The sequence below is a fragment of the Pantoea sp. PvP021 genome, assembly GCF_054056055.1.
Genome location: NZ_JBSRXX010000010.1, coordinates 80,084 through 98,828 on the forward strand (window position 1 = coordinate 80,084; position 18,745 = coordinate 98,828).

At 55.1% G+C, this 18,745-nt stretch carries 16 protein-coding genes; 10 read left to right on the forward strand and 6 right to left on the reverse strand.

Annotated elements, in window-relative coordinates; all coding sequences use genetic code 11:
- Positions 1–15 precede the first annotated feature (15 nt).
- The 3 genes from ACVKSX_RS20420 to ACVKSX_RS20430 all read right to left on the reverse strand — a co-directional run bounded on the left by ACVKSX_RS20420 (position 16) and on the right by ACVKSX_RS20430 (position 4,110).
- Positions 16–795 (reverse strand): MBL fold metallo-hydrolase, encoded by a 780-nt coding sequence (locus tag ACVKSX_RS20420; RefSeq protein WP_263054636.1) that lies wholly within the window; start codon positions 793–795, stop codon positions 16–18.
- A gap of 220 nt (positions 796–1,015) precedes the next feature.
- The gene (gene ahr / locus ACVKSX_RS20425) at positions 1,016–2,032 is read right to left on the reverse strand and encodes an NADPH-dependent aldehyde reductase Ahr (protein ID WP_354439357.1); all 1,017 of its coding nucleotides are present in this window, start codon (positions 2,030–2,032) and stop codon (positions 1,016–1,018) included.
- A gap of 104 nt (positions 2,033–2,136) precedes the next feature.
- Positions 2,137–4,110 (reverse strand): methyl-accepting chemotaxis protein, encoded by a 1,974-nt coding sequence (locus ACVKSX_RS20430; protein ID WP_354439355.1) that lies wholly within the window; start codon positions 4,108–4,110, stop codon positions 2,137–2,139.
- Between the two features lie 359 nt (positions 4,111–4,469).
- Here ACVKSX_RS20430 and ACVKSX_RS20435 point away from each other — a divergent pair, with 359 nt between their 5' ends.
- The 3 genes from ACVKSX_RS20435 (at position 4,470) to ACVKSX_RS20445 (ending at position 5,527) form a co-directional block, all read left to right on the forward strand.
- Positions 4,470–4,709 carry a type II toxin-antitoxin system RelB/DinJ family antitoxin gene (locus ACVKSX_RS20435; protein ID WP_010257033.1) on the forward strand — a complete coding sequence of 80 codons (240 nt, stop codon included), beginning with the start codon at positions 4,470–4,472 and terminating at the stop codon, positions 4,707–4,709.
- A complete protein-coding gene (locus ACVKSX_RS20440) occupies positions 4,709–4,996 on the forward strand; it encodes a type II toxin-antitoxin system RelE family toxin (RefSeq protein ID WP_033759930.1) in 288 nt (95 codons plus the stop codon). The genes ACVKSX_RS20435 and ACVKSX_RS20440 overlap by 1 nt, the downstream gene beginning before the upstream one ends.
- 354 nt (positions 4,997–5,350) lie before the next feature.
- Positions 5,351–5,527 carry a con-10 family general stress protein gene (locus ACVKSX_RS20445; protein ID WP_010257023.1) on the forward strand — a complete coding sequence of 59 codons (177 nt, stop codon included), beginning with the start codon at positions 5,351–5,353 and terminating at the stop codon, positions 5,525–5,527.
- Between the two features lie 63 nt (positions 5,528–5,590).
- Here the strand turns inward: ACVKSX_RS20445 and ACVKSX_RS20450 are convergent, their stop codons facing one another.
- Complete coding sequence (locus ACVKSX_RS20450) at positions 5,591–6,487, reverse strand: LysR family transcriptional regulator (protein ID WP_010257019.1); 897 nt, start codon at positions 6,485–6,487, stop codon at positions 5,591–5,593.
- Between the two features lie 202 nt (positions 6,488–6,689).
- Here ACVKSX_RS20450 and ACVKSX_RS20455 point away from each other — a divergent pair, with 202 nt between their 5' ends.
- Both ACVKSX_RS20455 and ACVKSX_RS20460 read left to right on the forward strand, forming a co-directional pair.
- Complete coding sequence (locus ACVKSX_RS20455) at positions 6,690–7,814, forward strand: MFS transporter (RefSeq protein WP_354439400.1); 1,125 nt, start codon at positions 6,690–6,692, stop codon at positions 7,812–7,814.
- A gap of 68 nt (positions 7,815–7,882) precedes the next feature.
- A complete protein-coding gene (locus tag ACVKSX_RS20460; protein WP_191917633.1) occupies positions 7,883–8,908 on the forward strand; it encodes an alpha/beta hydrolase in 1,026 nt (341 codons plus the stop codon).
- A gap of 59 nt (positions 8,909–8,967) precedes the next feature.
- On the opposite strand, the gene ACVKSX_RS20465 is transcribed toward ACVKSX_RS20460, so the two are convergent.
- Positions 8,968–12,072: an efflux RND transporter permease subunit gene (locus tag ACVKSX_RS20465; protein ID WP_354439352.1), complete on the reverse strand. Its 3,105-nt coding sequence runs from the start codon at positions 12,070–12,072 to the stop codon at positions 8,968–8,970.
- A 287-nt stretch (positions 12,073–12,359) separates the two neighbouring features.
- Between ACVKSX_RS20465 and ACVKSX_RS20470 the strand changes: the two genes are divergently transcribed.
- A complete protein-coding gene (locus ACVKSX_RS20470; RefSeq protein ID WP_009093121.1) occupies positions 12,360–12,527 on the forward strand; it encodes a hypothetical protein in 168 nt (55 codons plus the stop codon).
- A gap of 334 nt (positions 12,528–12,861) precedes the next feature.
- Positions 12,862–13,209, forward strand: coding sequence for an HNH nuclease YajD (gene yajD, locus ACVKSX_RS20475; protein ID WP_003850685.1), 348 nt, complete (start codon positions 12,862–12,864; stop codon positions 13,207–13,209).
- 173 nt (positions 13,210–13,382) lie between these two features.
- On the opposite strand, the gene ACVKSX_RS20480 is transcribed toward yajD, so the two are convergent.
- Complete coding sequence (locus tag ACVKSX_RS20480; RefSeq protein ID WP_354439349.1) at positions 13,383–13,913, reverse strand: cyclophilin-like fold protein; 531 nt, start codon at positions 13,911–13,913, stop codon at positions 13,383–13,385.
- Positions 13,914–14,180: 267 nt separating this feature from the next.
- Here ACVKSX_RS20480 and ACVKSX_RS20485 point away from each other — a divergent pair, with 267 nt between their 5' ends.
- From ACVKSX_RS20485 to ACVKSX_RS20495, 3 genes are all read left to right on the forward strand, one after another.
- Entirely contained in the window at positions 14,181–16,508 is a 2,328-nt protein-coding gene (locus tag ACVKSX_RS20485) for an FdhF/YdeP family oxidoreductase (protein WP_033770142.1), read from the forward strand.
- Positions 16,509–16,745: 237 nt separating this feature from the next.
- Positions 16,746–17,861 carry a metallophosphoesterase gene (locus ACVKSX_RS20490; RefSeq protein WP_022624245.1) on the forward strand — a complete coding sequence of 372 codons (1,116 nt, stop codon included), beginning with the start codon at positions 16,746–16,748 and terminating at the stop codon, positions 17,859–17,861.
- A 77-nt stretch (positions 17,862–17,938) separates the two neighbouring features.
- Positions 17,939–18,739 (forward strand): MBL fold metallo-hydrolase, encoded by an 801-nt coding sequence (locus tag ACVKSX_RS20495; RefSeq protein WP_010256989.1) that lies wholly within the window; start codon positions 17,939–17,941, stop codon positions 18,737–18,739.
- Positions 18,740–18,745 lie beyond the last annotated feature (6 nt).

Sequence of the window (18,745 nt, forward strand, 5' to 3'; positions counted from 1 at the left end):
TTAGTGCCACGACGCTCAGAACGTCATTGTGTCACCATCTTCCGGGATCAGCACCTGGTCAGCAATACCCTGTTCGGTAGTCCATGCACGTAGCTCACCGCGCGTCAGCAAACAGTGGTTTATCGCCTCCATGTGTGAGGCAACCAGCGTTGCGTCAGGCAGGATATTCAGCGTGCGCTGGGTATCCTCTTTTCCCATGATAATCGGGCCATAGAGATCGTTGGTTGCATTGCCGATATTCATTACCACCACCTGTGGTTGAAAGCGTTGCAGCGCTCTGACATAAGGTTTAACCCACACGGTATCGCCAGCTATATAGAGGGTTTTTTCTGCCGGATGGGTAAAGACCAGACCACAGGCGTCACCCAGAATATCGCCCATCACTTTGTCGGCATATAAGGCATTGCTGCCGTGCTGACCGTCGGTTTTATAGATTGTCAGGCCATCAACAAACGGATTCTCATCCTGCAGCACGCGAACATTTTCAAAACCCTGCGAACGAATCAGCGCTGCATCCGTTTCGTTCTGGCTGTAGATCATCATCGTCTTCGGCACTAGATGCTGCGCAGCCTCATCCCAGTGATCCATATGCGTGTGAGTGATAATAACCGCATCGACTGCCAGCAGTGCAGCGACCGGGACAGGCAGCTCAACCATCGGATTTCTAAGATGCGGACGGGCATTTCCGGCAAACCCGGGCCAGGCCTCTTTTTCGGCCAGCATCGGGTCGATCAGGAATTTTTTGCCTGCATAGTCCAGTAGCAGGGTGGCATTACGAATCTGGGTCAGCTTCATTTTGGCTCCGTGAACAGTTTCAGTGAAATCAGCCAGGCTTACTGGCTACCATGAGGTCACTTTACGGCACTGTTTACCTGCGCGTAACAGGCTCAGAGGACAGTGTTCGATGGAATCGGGCCAAACTGCGATTTTTTTTGTGGCAGGATTAAGGGACTGCTGACAAATTGAGGATAAAAAAATGCCGCAGCAGGCTGCGGCATTTCATTTCAGATTCGCATCAGAAATCGGCTTTCAGAACCACACGGTAATTGGCTTTACCGGCGCGAACGTGATCCAGCGCTTTATTGATGTCAGACATCGGGAAGAACTCAACCTGTGGCGCAATATCCGCACGCGAGGCGAGTCGCAGCAGCGAACGCAACTGGCCTGGTGAGCCGGTTGATGAACCGGTCACCGCTTTGTCGCCAAGGATCAGATCAAAAGCACTCACTTCAATCGGCTTCATCACGGCACCCACGGTGTGGAATTTACCCTGAGATGCCAGCGCAGCGAAATAAGGTTTCCAGTCCAGGTCGACCGCCACAGTACTCAGGATCAGGTCAAAACGGCCTGCCTGCTTTTTCAGAGCTTCTGGATCACGGCTGTTAACCACTTCATCCGCGCCCATATCCAGGATCGACTGCTTCTTATCTGGCGTTGAGCTGAATGCCACCACTTCGGCACCCATCGCGTGCAGGATCTTGATTGCGATATGGCCCAGTCCGCCGATACCAATCACACCCACACGGCTGGTCGCCGTGATGTTGCTCATCAGCAGCGGTTTAAACACGGTGATACCGCCACACAGCAGCGGACCGGCGCTCGCCACATCCAGTTTTTCTGGCAGCGGAATAACCCATTGCCAGTCAGCACGCAGCTTCTCGGCAAAACCACCTTTGTTCATGATGGTCGGGATGCTGCCCTGCTGACAGTTAACCTGCTCGCCGTTAATACAGGCATCGCAGTGCTGACAGCTTTTTGCTGTCCAGCCGATTCCTACACGCTGGCCGACTGAAAGACCTTTGTTCTTAGCCGCTTCGCCCAGGGCTGAAACCCGGCCAATCACTTCATGTCCTGCAATCACCGGGAACTGAGAGATGCCCCACTCGTTGTCGATCATCGACAGATCTGAGTGGCAGACGCCACAATATTCGACCTGGACTTCGACTTCTTCGGCTGCCAGTTCGGCGGCATCGTACTCATAGAGTTCAAGGGCCTGGCCAGCCTGCATGGCTGCATAACTTTTAATTTTCATTCATACCTCTGCGTGGTTAATCACCGACAAGTGTAACAACTGAAAGCCCGCCCTGCCTGGTCGTTACGCTTACACCGCACTTTTTTGTCTTTTATGCTGATAAATCAGCCCTTAACCTGCGCACCGGAAAGAGTTTGTAACACCTTGAGCTGCGCGACGGCCTCCTGCATTGCATCCATCCCCTGCGTCAGTTCACGCAGGCTGCCGAGATGCTTCGCAATATCAGCGCGCTCATGTCGCGTCTGTTGATTCATGGCCGCCAGCGTATCGGCTGCGCTGATACTGCGCTCTGCCATCTGGGCGGCGGTCTGCGCCGAATCACTGGCCACCAGCCGGATACGTGAGATGGTGCTGACTGCCTCACCGATGTTACTGGCCGTAGCTTCAGCCTGCTCTTTTGAGGAGTGCGCCAGACGACGAACTTCGCCCGCGACCACAGCAAATCCCCGCCCAGCCTCGCCTGCACGAGCCGCTTCTACTGCGGCATTCAGCGCCAGGATATTGGTCTGGAAAGCAATATTGCTGATGCCATGCGTAATCTCATTGATGCCGTTGGAAATTTTCTCCAGATCGTCCAGACCATCATCCAGCCGGCCCTGCGCCTGCTGACTCTCGGTGGCGATGTTACTGATGTTACGGATACTGCTCTCTGCCAGGCTCAGGGTTTCTCCCTGGCTCTGAGTGGCTGTTTCCAGCACCGGCAGCGCCTCCATCAGCGGCGTCAGCGCCTGCTGATAAGTGATAACCCGATCCAGCACCCGCGTCTGGATGCTGTTCAGCGCTTCCCAGCGGCGCAACGCTCGCTGCGCGTAGTGTGCCGCGTAGCCGGCGTACTCTACCGGGAACTGGCTCATCGCTTTGACGTCATGATTAAAGAACACCAGCGCGGAGAGCGTCTGATTGATGGGCACACCCAGGATTTCGCCGAAGCTGGAAAAACCGGCGGCGGCAATGCCTTTGAAGAAATGGGCATTATGCAGCTTATCGGCATTACCGACACGGCGCAGGATACAGTCGTTCATCAGGATCGCCGCGGGTTTGCCATGCTGAGCGGTAAATGCCTGCCACTCCTGCTGCGTCGTCTGTTTAAAGTCTTTCTCTTCCATCAGGAACAGTCGATCGCCAAACTCAAGATCGCAGAAAAAGTGTACGCCGCCCCATTCAATTTTGGCGATTGAGCGAATAAAGTACTCGCCGCCAACTTTAACGCCGAAAGTGAGTCCCTTCAGCCGTTCGCTCAGTTGCGCTTCGTTGCAGTTGAGATGTTCACACAGCGCCGCAACAAACGGCTGCTGCTGCCCCTGACGGTTAAATACTGACGTCACAGTACGCGCTATCGGATCGGCTTCAGCAATCAGCCAGCTCTGATCGCGTGGCGTAAAGTTCTGGCTTTTAAAAGGAGCAAATGATTTTCCTGGCGCCATCTGGCAGAACACAATCACCGCCTTGCCCTGCAACACCTTGCCACCTGTACCAATCCAGGTGCCATCAAAGGTGATTTTGCCTCCCGCCGAACCACCAATCGCCAGGCAGGGAAAGCGCCCGCTGTTATACCAGGCCTGCATCAGAAAGCCTTCGGATGCCGACAATCCGTCACAGTAAATCATGGCGAAAGTACGATCGGCCGAGAGCGGCATCCGCACCTGCAAGCGCGCCAGCTCCTGCTGGATGGCGGTGATGCGCTGGCTGGCCGTCTGCGTGTCGGCGACATGCAGATCAACAATATGCGTCTCATGGCGTGCGATCAGTGTGTCCGGCAGCCAGAGGTAGCTTCCCTCCGGGCCATTGCCATCACAGTAGGTGCTTTGCGATCTGCTGCTGCTCAGCGCGCCGTTGGAAGAGAGCGTCAATACCGTCAGGTCGGCGGAATTGAATCGCTGCCAGGCCTGACTGACCCGCTGAAAATCGGCTTCAGGCGGAACGAAGGTCATCAGGATGCCGCCCGCCCGCGAGCTTAAACCCACGGAGGCCAGTGAATCTGGCAACGCACGACAATCGTAGGTGCCATTGGCAGGCTGACTGCTACGCCTAAGACGGGCAACAGGCAGGTGTCTTTTGATCGTCTTAATGATCGACATATTATTATTTTCGCTTTTATTTGAGTAATTTGCGCTTAAATTAGCGCTTTCTGGTGTGTATAAAAGGAGGGCTAAAAGCAGGTCCGTTCGCGTTCAGAACTCGTCGCGGAGTGCCGGGTTCATCAATGATCGGCGCACTCAACGCCTGTTGGTTATCGCCAGTAGCGGGAAAACCTTTAACGATTGCTGCAGTTGGTTTAATGGATGAAGATGTTATATTTTCGTAGCATAAAATAAGCTTTAGCGTGATTTTACCGGGAAGATATAAGGCTGTGCGGGTGACTGATGTTTACTGTTTGCGATACAGACTCATCAGTGCGACAATTGTAATGTCAAGTGTAAATACAAAGGAACTCGCTATGGGCACAATTAACATTCGAATCGATGATGACCTGAAGACACGATCCTATGCTGCGCTCGAAAAAATGGGTGTGACTCCTTCTGATGCGCTGCGCCTGATGCTTGAATATATTGCAGATAATGAACGTCTTCCCTTTAAGCAAACGTTACTCAGTGACGAAGATGCGGCGTTAGTAGACATAGTTAAAGAACGCCTGCGAAACCCTGAGCCTGTCCGGGTCACACTGGATGACCTTTAATGACCTGGCAACTGGAGTTCGATCAGAGGGCACTGAAAGAGTGGCGCAAGCTGGGCCCGACAGTACGTGAACAGCTTAAAAAGAAGCTGGCTGAGTGTCTTGAGTCACCCAGAATTGAGGCGAACAAACTCAGCGGGATGCCTGACTGCTATAAGATCAAGCTAAAGTCATCCGGTTATCGACTTGTATACCAGGTTATTGATGACCGGGTGGTGGTTTTTGTGGTGGCTGTCGGGAAAAGAGAGCGCTCAGAGGTTTATTCTGCCGCTTCCAGGCGTCTCTCTTAAACAGGAGACTTCACCGCTAACAAACAAAGCGGCGCTATTTCTGTTTATCTGTCACTCTGCTGGTTCCAGTGCTGTTCGCAGCGCTCCCGAGCTTCGGCAGGCAGGTCGCGTAAATCTGGCAGCGTGTCGCCGGAACCGTAGCCCATTGATCCCCTCGCTTCCTGCTGTTCATCCTGCGCGGCGAACGTGATTTTCTCATCCAGCTGCTGCCAGCTATCCCTCTGCGAAAAATTAAAATCAGACCTATCAATAATTTAAGTCTGTGCATTTGCATAAACGAAGCGGGCGACTATGCTTGCAGGTGTGACTAGCTAGTCCTTTTTATCTAATGGAACATTGATATGAGGTCTTCCTATGACACAACAGAAATACAGAGGTGGTGCCGGCAATTTTGCCAACGATCCAGAACGGGCGAGTGAAGCTGGCAGTGCAGGAGGCAAGGCCAGTGGGGGCAATTTCAAAAACGATCCTGAAAAAGCCAGGGAAGCCGGTCGGAAAGGAGGCAAAATTAGTCGCCGTCCTTCTAAGTAATTCTGAATAAAGCGCTTTAGGACGTATTACGCCATGGAATGGCATCTATTCCAATAAGGTTCATCATGCCCCCTCTTTTAGCCTTAATGCCTCTCTGACCAGGGTAAAAGCGGGTGAATGTTGCTTGCGGCTGGGATAGTAGAGGTAATAGCCGGGAAACGGCTCGCACCAGCGCTCCAGCACGCGGATCAAGGTGCCCTGCTCCAGCCCTTCTGCGACTTCCTGCTCAGGCAGGAAAGCGATCCCCAGCCCGGCGAGAGCCGCTTCTGCAATGTGTGCCGAAGTGTTGAACGTCAGTTGTCCATCTACCCGCACATTTAACGGCCCCTCTTCACCGTCAAACTCCCAGACGTACAACCCACCCGCTGTGGCCTGCCGCATATTAATGCAGTTGTGATGCAGCAGATCCTGCGGAACCTGCGGCGCAGCATGACGACGAAAGTAGTCGGGCGTGGCCACCGCAGCCATCCGTAATGGCGGGCTTATCGGCATCGCTACCATGTCTTTATCAATGGTGTCCCCCATCCTGACCCCTGCATCAAATCGGTCGGCCACGATATTGCGTAAGCCATGATTAGCATCGAACTCAAGCCGGATATCAGGATAAGCCGCCAGCAATGGCGTCAGCTTTGGCATCAGGAGTGAGCTCAGAATATGCGGCCCGCAGGTGATCCGTACCGTGCCGGCTGGCTTGTCCCGCATCGCGGTCAGCATATCCAGTTCCGCCTCAATTTCATCGAATCGGTTGCCAATCGCCTGGATTAACCGTTCACCCGCCGCGGTCGGTGAAACGTTACGGGTCGTGCGGGTAAGCAGCCGAATCTCCATCCGGTTTTCCAGCGCGGTAATGGTCTGACTTAACGCGGGCTGCGTCACGCCCAGCAGCGCTGCCGCGCGGGTAAAGCTGCCCTCACGCGCCACGGTAATAAAAGCCTGCAGGTCATTCATGTTGCGCTTCATACTGCACTCCCGCCGATAGATTTATAAGTTCTGGTTATAACCCCATTAAGGATTAATTAGCTAGTCAATATAAAGCGAAACAGTAAAATTTCCTGAGTTCATCAGCACCGCAAACAATGAAACAGGACACAACATGACTTCCACGGAAACAACTGACTGTTCCCCCCGGCATAAAGAAGCGCACTGGGGTGGTGTATGGGCAATGACGCTGTGTGTATTCGCGCTTATCGCCTCTGAATTCATGCCGGTCAGCCTGTTATCGCCGTTATCACAAGATCTGGCGGTCAGCGAAGGTCTGGTCGGACAGGGCATCGCTATCTCCGGCGCACTGGCAGTGATCACCAGCCTCTCAATAACCCGCATCGCAGGGAACCTCGACCGCAAAATTCTGTTGCTGGCGCTCACGCTGGTAATGGCACTATCCGGATTGATGGTGGCGATGGCACCCAACTATCTGACTTACATGACTGGCCGGGCATTGATTGGCGTGGTGATTGGCGGTTTCTGGTCGATGTCAGCGGCGGTCGCTATCCGGCTGGTCCCCTCCGGGCAGGTGCCGCGCGCGCTGGCCATTTTCAACGGCGGCAATGCGCTGGCGACGGTTATCGCTGCACCGCTGGGCAGCTATCTCGGTTCTGTCATTGGCTGGCGCGGGGCTTTTTTCAGCCTGGTGCCGGTAGCCTTGATCGCCCTGATCTGGCAGGCGTTCACGCTGCCATCGATGCCGGTCAACTCGGCCCGGCAGCACAGCGGAAAAATTCTGCAGCTGCTGCGTTCGCCGCTGGTTACGGTGGGTATGACCGCCTGCGGCCTGCTCTTTATGGGCCAGTTCACCCTGTTTACCTATCTCCGCCCGTTTCTGGAAACCGTGACACAGGTTGACGTTTCTGCGCTGTCGCTGGTGCTGCTGACCATTGGCGTCGCCGGCTTTATCGGCACGCTGATTATCGGTGCTGTTTTGCAGCGCGGATTCTATCTGACCCTGATGATTATCCCGTTGATTATGGCGCTGGTTGCGATGCTGCTCATGGTGTTCGGTCATCACCTGTGGCTGGTGGCGCCACTGCTTGGCATCTGGGGACTGGTGGCAACAGCGGCACCAACCGGATGGTGGGCCTGGATCGCCAGAACCTTTCCGGAAAATGCCGAGACCGGCGGCGGATTAATGGTGGCCATCGTACAGCTGTCGATTGCTTTGGGGTCGACGCTGGGTGGCCTGGCCTTTGACCACGCAGGCTGGCAGACCACCTTTGCCATCAGCGCCACATTACTGGTCACTGCCGCCGGACTGGCGATGATCACCGCCCGTAAGGAAAGCGCTGCCTGATAGCAGATGTGTTGTTTAACCGGGCAACCCGTTGCCCTCATGTCGTCAACCCCGATAAGGATCTTCTTATGAGAGCATTAACCCTGATGTTTGGACTGTTGATCAGTTCATTTGCGGCCAGCGCTGCCGATATGTCACGCGGCGCCGATAACTTTTATCAAAGCGATAAAGTCACCCGCGAGAAAGTCACCTTTAAAAACCAGTATCAGATGGGTGTGACCGGCACGCTGTACAGACCAAAAGAGGCCGGTAAAACGGCGCGCCTTCCGGCGATTGTGGTAGGTCATCCGATGGGCGCAGTCAAAGAGCAGAGCGCCAGCCTCTATGCGCAGAAAATGGCTGAGCAGGGATTTGTTACCCTGGCAATTGATCTTTCATTCTGGGGCGAAAGTGAAGGTCAGCCACGCAACGCGGTCTCTCCGGATATCTATTCCGAAGACTTCAGCGCCGCCGTGGATTACCTGGGTACACGCCAATTTGTCGATCGCGACAGGATTGGTGTGCTGGGCATCTGTGGCAGTGGCAGTTTTGTCATCAGCGCAGCGAAGATTGATCCCCGCATGAAAGCCATTGCTACCGTCAGCATGTATGACATGGGGTCAGCCAACCGTAATGCGCTGAATAAAAGCCAGACACTGGCGCAGCGTAAGCAAATCATTGAAGCGGCGGCACAGCAACGCTATGTAGAGTTCACCGGGGGTAAAACTGAGTACACCAGTGGTACACCACATAAAATCGATGCTGATTCGCCTCCGATAGCCAAAGAGTTCTATGATTTTTACCGGACGCCTCGCGGTGAGTTCACACCGAAAAACAGTTCAGCTGCGCTCACCACGCACCCGACGCTCACCAGCAACGTGAAATTCATGAACTTCTATCCGTTTAATGACATTGAGACCATCTCACCGCGCCCGATGCTCTTCATCACGGGTGATAAAGCGCATTCACGCGAGTTCAGCGAAGATGCGTTCCAGCGTGCGGCACAGCCCAAAGAGCTCTATATCGTGCCTGATGCAGGCCATGTGGACCTTTATGACCGCACTGACCTGATCCCGTTTGCGAAGCTGACCGCCTTCTTTAAACAGCATTTGTAATCTTCCGCTAATCATTGATCCCAGCCCGTCTGCAGCCGCCTGCAGACGGGCTTTCTGCGTTATTGGCCTTTGCGATGGCGGGTCAGGTAGTGCTTCACCAGCACAAAGAAGAGCGGAACAAAGAACAGCGCCAGTACCGTACCTGCCAGCGTACCGCCGATGATACCGGTACCGATGGCGATGCGGCTGTTAGCACCGGCACCCGTCGCCACCGCCAGCGGGATCACCCCGGCGATAAAGGCCAGCGACGTCATCATAATCGGCCGCAGACGGGTTCGCGCTGCCTGCAACGCAGCCGCGCTCAGCGAACTTCCCCGACGAACCGCATCCTCCGCAAATTCGATGATCAGTATCGCGTTTTTGGAGGTGAGTCCGACCGTGGTCAGCAACGCCACCTGGAAGTAGATATCGTTGCTTAATCCGCGCAGTGCCACCGCCAGCACGGTACCCAGCACGCCGAGCGGCACCGCTAACAGCACGGAGAAAGGCACCGACCAGCTCTCATACAGCGCAGCAAGACAGAGGAACACCACCAGAATCGAGATCGCATACAGCGTGGTTGACTGCCCGCCCGCCTGCTTCTCCTGCAGCGAAAGACCGCTCCATGCCCCTGTAGTCCCTGCCGGGAGTTCATTGGCCAGTCGCTCAATGGTGTTCATAGCATCGCCGGAGCTGAACCCTTCGGCGTTCTGCCCCTGTATTTCGTAGGAGGCAGAGCCGTTGTAGCGGTTAAGGCTTTCGGGTCCCATGGTCCATCGGGTCGAGGCAAACGCCGAGAATGGCGTCATGGTGCCCTCACTGTTACGGATGTACCATTTATCCAGATCAGAAGGTGATGAACGATACTGACCGTCGCCCTGCACATAGACCCGCTTTACCCGACCCCGGTCGATGAAGTCATTGATATAGGCACCGCCCCAGGCGCTGGTCAGCGTATCGGTCACGTCATCCAGCTGCAGTCCCAGTGCCACCGCTTTGCTGGTATCAATATCGACCTGCAACTGCGGCGTTTGCGGCAGGATATTGGCCCGCACGCCGAGCAGTTCCGGACTTTGCGCTGCACTTTGTAGCAGCTGATCGCGCAGGTTGCCCAGTTGCTCACGCGTGGTGCCACCACTGGCCAGCAGCTCATAAGTAAAGCCGTTGTTCTGTCCCAGACCCGGCACCGACGGCGGCGTCAGCGCAAAGATCTGCGCATCCCGAATCGACGCCAGCCCGTAGGTGGCGCGCCCGGCAATCGCTTCGGCAGAGTTTTCACTACCCGGTCGCTGATCCCAGTTCTTAAGCTTGATAAACGCCATACCGGCATTCTGCGCAGCACCGCTGAAGTTAAAACCATTGATGGTGAAGACCACATCAATATTCTGTTTCTCTTCAGTCAGGAACCAGTCAACAATCTGCTGATTGACTGCCTCAGTGCGGCTGGCCGTGGCACCCGCTGGCAATGTCGCCTGAAGCATGATGCTGCCCTGATCTTCGGTCGGCAGGAAGCTGCCCGGCAAGCGGGTAAACATCACAAACAGCACCACGCCCATAGCCGCATAAAGCGATACCATGATCAGCGGACGGCGCAGAGTGCTCACCACTTTGTGACGATACTGGCGCTCGGTGGCGGCATAAAAGCGGTTAAAACCGCCAAAGAAGCCTTTACGATGGGGTGAGGTCGGCCGCAGCAACATGCCACACAGTGCCGGCGTCAGGGTCAGTGCCACCACCACGGAGAAGGTCATGGCGGCGATGATGGTGATGGAGAACTGCCGGTAAATCACACCGGTCGACCCGGCGAAAAAGGCCATGGGCAGAAATACCGCGGAGAGCACCAGCGCGATAGCCACCAGCGCGCCGGAGATCTCTTTCATCGACTTTTCTGTTGCCTCACGCGCCGGCAGACCTTCGTCATGCATAATGCGTTCGACGTTTTCGACGACCACGATGGCATCATCCACCAGCAGCCCGATGGCCAGCACCATAGCAAACAGCGTCAGGGTATTGATGGTGTAGCCGCACAGCGCCAGTACGCCAAAGGTGCCGAGCAGTACCACCGGCACCGCCAGCGCAGGGATCAGCGTCGCACGGATATTCTGCAGGAACAGGTACATCACCACCACTACCAGCGCGATCGCTTCGATCAGGGTGATCACCACATCCTCAACGGAGATTTTGATGAAGTCAGTGCTGTCGAGCGCATAGGCCACCTCATAACCTTCCGGCATTGAGTGGCGATACTCTTCAACTTTGTTTTTCACCAGCGTCGCGGTGGCCAGCGCATTTGCGCCCGGCGCCAGCATCACACCGACACCCGCCGCAGGATGCCCGTTGAGTCGGGTGGTCATGTCATAGGATTCGCCGCCCAGCTCCACCCGCGCCACATCACCCACGCGTACGATGGCACCGCTTTTGTCGCTTTTGACGATGATGTTTCGGAACTGATCCGGCGTCTGCAGTCGCGACTGCGCTCTGACCGTGGCGGTGAGCTGCTGATTGTCGGGCGATGGCAGGCCGCCGATTTTACCGGCTGAAACCTGAATGTTCTGCGAGCGTATCGCCGCCGACACATCGGAGGGCTGCAACGCAAAGGAGTTTAGTTTGAAGGGATCGAGCCAGATGCGCATCGCGTACTGACCGCCGAACACCTGGATGTCACCGACGCCTTCGGTCCTGGCCAGCGGCTCCTGCATATTACTGACCAGCCAGTCACCGATATCCGTGCTGTTGCTTTTGCCCGTGGTGTCATACAACCCCATCACCAGCAGGAAGTTTGACTGCGATTTGGTGACGGTAACACCAAGCTGCTGCACTTCGCTGGGCAAACGGGAGAGCGCCTGCTGCACCTTGTTCTGCACCTGTACCTGAGCCGTGTCCGGATCGGTGCCCTGACTGAAGGTGACGGTAACCGACACATTCCCCTGTGAACTGCTGCTGGAGGTAAAATAGAGCAGATTATCCAGCCCGGTAAGCTGCTGCTCGATCACCTGCGTGACGCTGTTCTCCAGCGTCTCTGCAGAAGCACCGGTGTACGTTGCGCTGATATTCACCGAAGGTGGCGCAACATCGGGATATTGTTCAACCGGCAACAGGGTAATAGAGAGCGCGCCAAGCAGCATGATTAAAATGGCAACAACCCATGCGAAAACGGGACGATAAATAAAAAAACGAGAAAACATCAGCGGGATCTCTTCCTTTTGGGCGGGTGCAAAACCTGCATTCCTGCAGGCTAACAAACAGCGTTGATTATAGGGTGTAACCTCAGGCTGAACATCCTGACGTGATCTTTTCTTAAAGCTGAGGGATCCCGGGACGCTGCATTTTCGATTTATCGCGGATTTAACTGTGCTGACATCCGATGTGGGCATCAAAGAGAAAGCCTATCCATAACGAATCTGATGATGCATTAAGCAAAATGGTGAGCCCTGACTATTCTCAAATAAAGGATATTGATCAGGAGAAAACCATGAAATTTTTCTACTTCGTTTCGCTTATCGCCTCTGCCCTCTATTTACTGGCCTTCCTGCCTAAACTCCGCACCCGTCGTGAACCCATAGCCTACTGGGGATGCTGGACTTATCTGGGTGCTAACGCCATTTTCTGGGCCGTTTATGGTGTCATGCATTACATTTGATGTCATTTTTTAAGCAAAGCGGTAAACAGGGATGTTTTGGGCGCTATCCTGCTGATTAATTGGGTTAGCGTGAGCGGGAACGTAGAGATATATCATTTTTGAGTTTTCATCACAGCGACATGATTTTGTGCCTTCTCACAGGCCCGGCAGTTATTCAGGATTGCGAGACGTGCTGGAAAAATCATATAAGGCGGCTACGCTGATTTTCAGCTAACCCTCTGGATTTTAAAGCCTCCCGTCCCGAGGAACACGATGATTTCTTCTTCTGTTCCGTTATGGGATATATTGGCATCACTATCGTGAAATTTTCTCTTCATAACAGGTTATCCCGGCAATGGCTTTGATCCCTAAAAACTACACGCGGCTGGAAAGCGGCTACCGTGAGAAAGCACTTAAAATCTATCCGTGGGTGTGTGGACGCTGCTCACGCGAGTTTGTTTATTCAAACCTGCGCGAACTGACGGTCCACCATATCGATCACGACCACACCAACAACCCGGAAGATGGCAGTAACTGGGAGTTGTTGTGTCTCTATTGTCATGACCACGAGCACTCAAAGTACACCGAGGCTGACCAGTATGGCACCCGTGTAGTGGCTGGCGAGGACGCACAAAAAGATGTCGGTGAGGCAACCTACAATCCCTTTGCTGACCTGAAGTCGATGCTGAATAAGAAGAAGTAATGACTGAACTGTCAGGCTGGCCGACCGGCGTGACAGTCTCGCTTCCCGAAGAGCATCACAACGTCTGGCCGCGGCCAGAACGCAGTGTAGTCCGTCGTGCCAGATGCCACCCTGGCCAGACTCAGCGCGATATGAATCTTTTACCAGCCGGTTATTTCAGATTTTGATATCAGTTATGGCCGGGAGAACCGTACGTCAATCCCCCCCTCACCGACACGCTTTTTGAGGCTATCTGTCGACAGCACCTTTCCTATTGGCGTGTAGCTATAGGAGCTCTGGAATGTCTCGTAAAAAAGAACCAGCGTCTTATTGCCATACAGCATCACATCGCCCTGCTGGATCGTGCCGGGTTTATGCGGATCGCTATTAAGAGCAGCAGGCAGGTCTGCAAACTTCTCATTGCCGTTCAGCTCCTCCATCGTCATAGTCAGCGGGAGTTGCTGTACAAATGCTTTCGCGGTGGCGTTATCAGCCAGCGCAATCTCATACGACTGATGGTTGATCGTCATAATAATCTTCATGGGACGCAGCTCTCCTGCCCGAACCGGGCCACTGGCTTTAACGGGCATCAGACTATAGGTGGAAAGTAAAACCAGCAAAAGTAAGGCTCTTTTCATAAGGTCGCGTTCCGGATTAGGGTGCATCTGTTCAGACATGGAGTGCGTTGCTGCGATCGCAGTCCAGCCCTGAATAAACTGGCTCACTTACCCGCCGTTATCTGATGGTAAAGATTTATCCTTCACCCTTTCCCTGCATCATCACCCTGTCGGCGGAACTCGCGCGCCGCTTATTCTGCAACAGCCTGGATGCGCTGCGCTTCATCTGATGTGCTGAACTGATTTGCGGCTTACGTTTCGGACTGTCGAAACATTTTGAGAAATATTTTCCCTGAATAACAGCCGGTTTCCACGTTGTTGCAACTATTTCTGTACCAGGCTTAACAAATAACAACAGAGACAATGTGGAGCATTATGAAAGAGCAAAATCGCACAAATGGCATCGCTCCTTATGGGGGTGCCGCCGGAGGCTGGGGCGCACTGAAGGCGGTTGCCGATGCTATCCGCGGCCAGATGTCTGTGAAGCAGGATGTGATCGCCCTGTTTAAAGTCAACCAGCCGCAGGGCTTTGACTGTCCGGGCTGCGCCTGGCCCGACCCGCAACATGCCTCATCCTTTGAGTTCTGCGAAAACGGCGCAAAAGCCGTCTCCTGGGAAGCCACCAGCAAACGCACTACACCGGAATTTTTTGCCGCTCATACCGTGACTGAACTGTGGGAGCGCAGCGCACTGCATCTGGAGGGCGAAGGCCGCCTGACCCATCCGATGAAGTACGATGCCGCTACAGATACCTATCAGCCCATCGAATGGGAGACGGCGTTCCGGGAGATTGGAGAGCATCTGCGCAGCTACGACGATCCGGACAGCGTAGAGTTTTATACCTCGGGACGCGCCTCCAATGAAGCGGCGTTTCTGTGGCAACTTTTCGCCCGCGAATATGGCACCAATAACTTCCCCGACTGCTCAAACATGTGCCATGAACCGACCAGTGTCGGGCTGCCGGAGTCAATTGGCGTCGGCAAAGGAACGGTAGAGCTGGAAGATTTTGATCACTGCGACCTGGTGCTTTGTATCGGTCACAATCCAGGTACCAACCATCCGCGCATGCTGGGCACGCTACGGGAAGTGTCGAAACGCGGTGCCACTATTGTGGCGATCAATCCGCTGCGTGAACGTGGGCTGGAGCGCTTTACTTCGCCGCAGAGCCCGATTGAGATGCTGTCAATGAGCTCCACTGAGCTGGCCTCGACCTACTACAAGGTCAGGGTTGGCGGTGACGCAGCGATGTTGAAAGGGGTGATGAAGATCCTGCTCACTATGCACGAGGAGGCGCTGAGCAAAGGCGAACCCGGCGTGATTGATGAAGCATTTATTACTGAGCACACTGAAGGCTTTGACGCCCTGAAAGCCGACCTGGAAAGCACAGACTGGGAGCATATCCTGAAAGTCTCGGGCATGGCGCGTGAGGAGATCCAGCATATCGCCCGGCTGTACGCCAGCGCTGAACGTACCATCATCTGTTATGGCATGGGAATTACCCAGCACCAGTACGGCACTCAGAACGTGCAGCAAATCGCTAACCTGCTGCTGATGCGCGGCAATATCGGCAAGCCGGGTGCAGGTATCTGTCCGTTACGCGGTCACTCCAATGTGCAGGGCGATCGCACAGTGGGCATCACAGAGATCCCGCCGCAGTCGCTGCTGGATGGCATAGAGAGGGTGTTTGGTTTCCGCCCGCCGCAGAAGCATGGTCACGGCGCCATTGAGGCAATAAAGGCGATGCGCGACGGCAAAGCCAAAGCGTTGCTGTGTCTGGGCGGCAACCTGGCGGAAGCGATTTCCGATCCCCAGGTCACATTCCCGGCGATGCGCAATCTTGATCTGGTGGTGCATATGGCGACCAAACTGAACCGCTCGCACCTGTTACTGGGTAAACATAATTATCTGCTGCCGGTGCTGGGCCGAACAGAGACCGATGTTCAGGCAACCGGCGCGCAGAGCGTCACCGTGGAAGATTCGATGTCGATGGTGCATGCCTCACGCGGTTCGCTGGATCCCGCCTCACCCCATCTTAAGTCTGAACCGGCGCTGGTCGCCTCACTGGCGAAGGCAACGCTGCCGGACAGCGTGGTTGACTGGTCGGCCATGGCAGCCGATTACAGCCGCATCCGCGATGCCATTGAAGCGGTGTTCCCGGCGTTTGAAAACTTCAATGAGAGGATTAAGCATCCGGGTGGATTCCGGCTCTATAACGCCGCATCAGAACGGGTCTGGCTTACACCGTCTGGCCGTGCCCAGTTTAAGGTGATGCAGGGCATCAATGAAGATCCCCGCTCGCTGAAGTGCCATGATCTGGTGCTCACTACCCTGCGCAGTCACGATCAGTACAACACCACGCTTTACGGGCTGAATGACCGCTATCGTGGCGTGACAGGCCGCCGCGATGTGCTGTTTATCAATGCAGAAGAGGCGGAGAAGCGACAGTTACGGGTCGGTGACCGTGTCGATCTGATGGCGCTGGACCCGGATGGCAATCCCACTTCGCGCCAGATGAAAAACCTGACCATCGTGATTATTGATATGGCTCCAGGTTCGGTCGGCGCTTACTACCCGGAGGCCAATGTGATGGTTCCGCTTGACAGCCACGATACCAAAAGCGGCATTCCCGCCTATAAAAGCATTCCGATATCCATGACTCGTGTAACTGACGAGACCCGGACGACCTCAGGCGTTTTACGCTAGTCAGGCGTCTCAATACGTGAATGTTGCCAGCGTGGCCGGTGCTCCGGTCACGCTGTTTTCATTGTTGCGCCCTGAAGTTTTATCGATCCTCTCTGCCTGCTTTACCGCCTGTAAAGCACCCGACGTGAAGCAAGCCTGACGGTAACATCATATACACTACAGTCCTGAAAACGGCTCTATAAACGATCGACTCTTTTTTGCCTGCGCAGATGTTCAGCGCCCTACCGGAAAACTGCCATGTTTCACCTGATTTTCAGCTTACCCAGCTGGTATGTAATTGCGCGCGTCATTATTCCTTTGTCCCTGCCACTGGCTATAAAGATCCTGCTCTCCGCTCTGGTGCTGCTGGCTTCACAATATCTTCTGGTGAGCCGTTTTACCTCGGGCGGGATCTTCTCCGCTGAAATGCCCCGCATCATCATCATTCTGTTTAACTGGGCGTACAGCACCGTGCTGCTGCTGGCGCTGCTTCAGATGCTGATGGATGCGGTCATGCTGATTGCCCTGCTGTTGCGTCATCCGCTGGAGCTGGTTCCCGGTGTTCGCTATCTGGCCGTTGTGCTGGCGATGGGACTGGCTGCCTTTGGCGTTCAGCAGGCGATACGCGTGCCGCCGGTCAAAGAGGTGACTCTTGCGCTGCCCAACCTGCCCGCTGAATTCGATGGCTATCAGCTGCTGCAGCTGACCGACCTGCATATCACCCGGTTGTTTAATGCGGCCTGGACCGCCGCAATGGTTGAACGGGCAATGTCTCTCAAAGCCGATCTGATTGTGGTCACGGGCGATGTGATCGATGGCAACCTGGCGCATCGGCGGCAGGACGTTGCGCCGCTGCGCGGGCTCGCAGCGCCTGACGGCGTATGGGCTATCACCGGCAACCATGAATATTTCTTCCATCAGGCAATCTGGACGGCGCATCTGGCCTCACTGGGTCTGCAACCTCTGCTCAACAGCCATACCGTGATCCAGCGCGGAACCGCAAAGCTGGTGATTGCCGGCCTGCCGGACGCCTCCGCACCCGGCAGAAACGCGGTCGGCCCGGATCTGGCCCGCGCGCTGGAACAGGCACCTGAAAACGCGCCGGTAATCCTGCTGGATCACCAGCCACGCAATGCACGCCAGAACGCAGCGCAGGGCGTGGATGTGCAGCTCTCAGGACATACGCATGGCGGACTGATTATCGGGCTGGACAGGCTGTTTGCTAAACCCAACGCCGGGTTTGTTTCCGGACTTTATCAGGTCGGTGGAATGCAGCTCTATGTGAATAACGGCACGGCACTCTGGCCAGGCATGGCGGTGAGGCTGGGTCGTCCCTCAGAACTCACCCGGATTACCCTTCGCCGCCAGCCGTAATCGCGTAACAAAATGGCGTCAGGAAAGTGCGGTTTTCGCAGGTGTGCATAAGATTGAGTGAGACAAAGGAGATCACCATGACGATGTTATGTACCGCCTGCGGAACGGCTTATCCCGCTCATTCCACTCATCAGCACTGTAAAATCTGTGATGATGAACGCCAGTACGTTCCAGCCGCCGGTCAGCGCTGGCTCGCGTTTGATGAACTGCGCGCCAGCCACGCCAATAAGTGGACGGCTCACAGCGATGCGCTGTTAAGTCTTAAAACCGTGCCTGAGTTTGCCATTAACCAGCGCGCTTTTCTGCTGCGCACGCCGCATGGCAACGTACTGTGGGACTGCATTGCCAACCTTGATGATGCCACCTACACGTTGATCGCGGCGCTGGGCGGCATTGATGCTATCGCGATTTCACATCCGCACTACTACACCACCATGCAGGAGTGGGCTGAAGCGTTTAATGCGCCCATTCATCTGCACGCCCGCGATCGTCAATGGATTGTGCGGAAGAGTCCGCATATCCAGTTATGGCAGGGCGAGTCGCTGACGCTGATGCCCTCTGTGACGCTGTTACGGCTGGGCGGTCATTTTCCCGGCGGCAGCGTGCTGCACTGGGACGAAGGTGATGGGATGATTCTGGCGGGTGATATTATCCAGGTCACGCCGGGTGCGCATGGCGTGTCGTTTATGTGGAGCTACCCGAATATGCTGCCGCTGTCAGCCGCTACGGTAGGCGACATACTGCATCGGCTCTCCGGCGTGACATTCGGGCAACTGTATGGCGCGTTTGAAGGGCAGGATATCCATCAGCAGGCAAAAGAGAAGGTGATGCGGTCGGGAGAGAAGTATCTGGCCTGTCTGCAGGATCATCAGGCATAGCGCGGA

Bases quoted from the DNA above. Each gene is read 5' to 3' on its own strand.
- ACVKSX_RS20420 (WP_263054636.1), bottom strand. From the start codon at position 795: ATGAAGCTGACCCAGATTCGTAATGCCACCCTGCTACTGGACTATGCA.
- ahr (WP_354439357.1), bottom strand. From the start codon at position 2,032: ATGAAAATTAAAAGTTATGCAGCCATGCAGGCTGGCCAGGCCCTTGAA.
- ACVKSX_RS20430 (WP_354439355.1), bottom strand. From the start codon at position 4,110: ATGTCGATCATTAAGACGATCAAAAGACACCTGCCTGTTGCCCGTCTT.
- ACVKSX_RS20435 (WP_010257033.1), top strand. From the start codon at position 4,470: ATGGGCACAATTAACATTCGAATCGATGATGACCTGAAGACACGATCC.
- ACVKSX_RS20440 (WP_033759930.1), top strand. From the start codon at position 4,709: ATGACCTGGCAACTGGAGTTCGATCAGAGGGCACTGAAAGAGTGGCGC.
- ACVKSX_RS20445 (WP_010257023.1), top strand. From the start codon at position 5,351: ATGACACAACAGAAATACAGAGGTGGTGCCGGCAATTTTGCCAACGAT.
- ACVKSX_RS20450 (WP_010257019.1), bottom strand. From the start codon at position 6,487: ATGAAGCGCAACATGAATGACCTGCAGGCTTTTATTACCGTGGCGCGT.
- ACVKSX_RS20455 (WP_354439400.1), top strand. From the start codon at position 6,690: ATGACGCTGTGTGTATTCGCGCTTATCGCCTCTGAATTCATGCCGGTC.
- ACVKSX_RS20460 (WP_191917633.1), top strand. From the start codon at position 7,883: ATGAGAGCATTAACCCTGATGTTTGGACTGTTGATCAGTTCATTTGCG.
- ACVKSX_RS20465 (WP_354439352.1), bottom strand. From the start codon at position 12,072: ATGTTTTCTCGTTTTTTTATTTATCGTCCCGTTTTCGCATGGGTTGTT.
- ACVKSX_RS20470 (WP_009093121.1), top strand. From the start codon at position 12,360: ATGAAATTTTTCTACTTCGTTTCGCTTATCGCCTCTGCCCTCTATTTA.
- yajD (WP_003850685.1), top strand. From the start codon at position 12,862: ATGGCTTTGATCCCTAAAAACTACACGCGGCTGGAAAGCGGCTACCGT.
- ACVKSX_RS20485 (WP_033770142.1), top strand. From the start codon at position 14,181: ATGAAAGAGCAAAATCGCACAAATGGCATCGCTCCTTATGGGGGTGCC.
- ACVKSX_RS20490 (WP_022624245.1), top strand. From the start codon at position 16,746: ATGTTTCACCTGATTTTCAGCTTACCCAGCTGGTATGTAATTGCGCGC.
- ACVKSX_RS20495 (WP_010256989.1), top strand. From the start codon at position 17,939: ATGACGATGTTATGTACCGCCTGCGGAACGGCTTATCCCGCTCATTCC.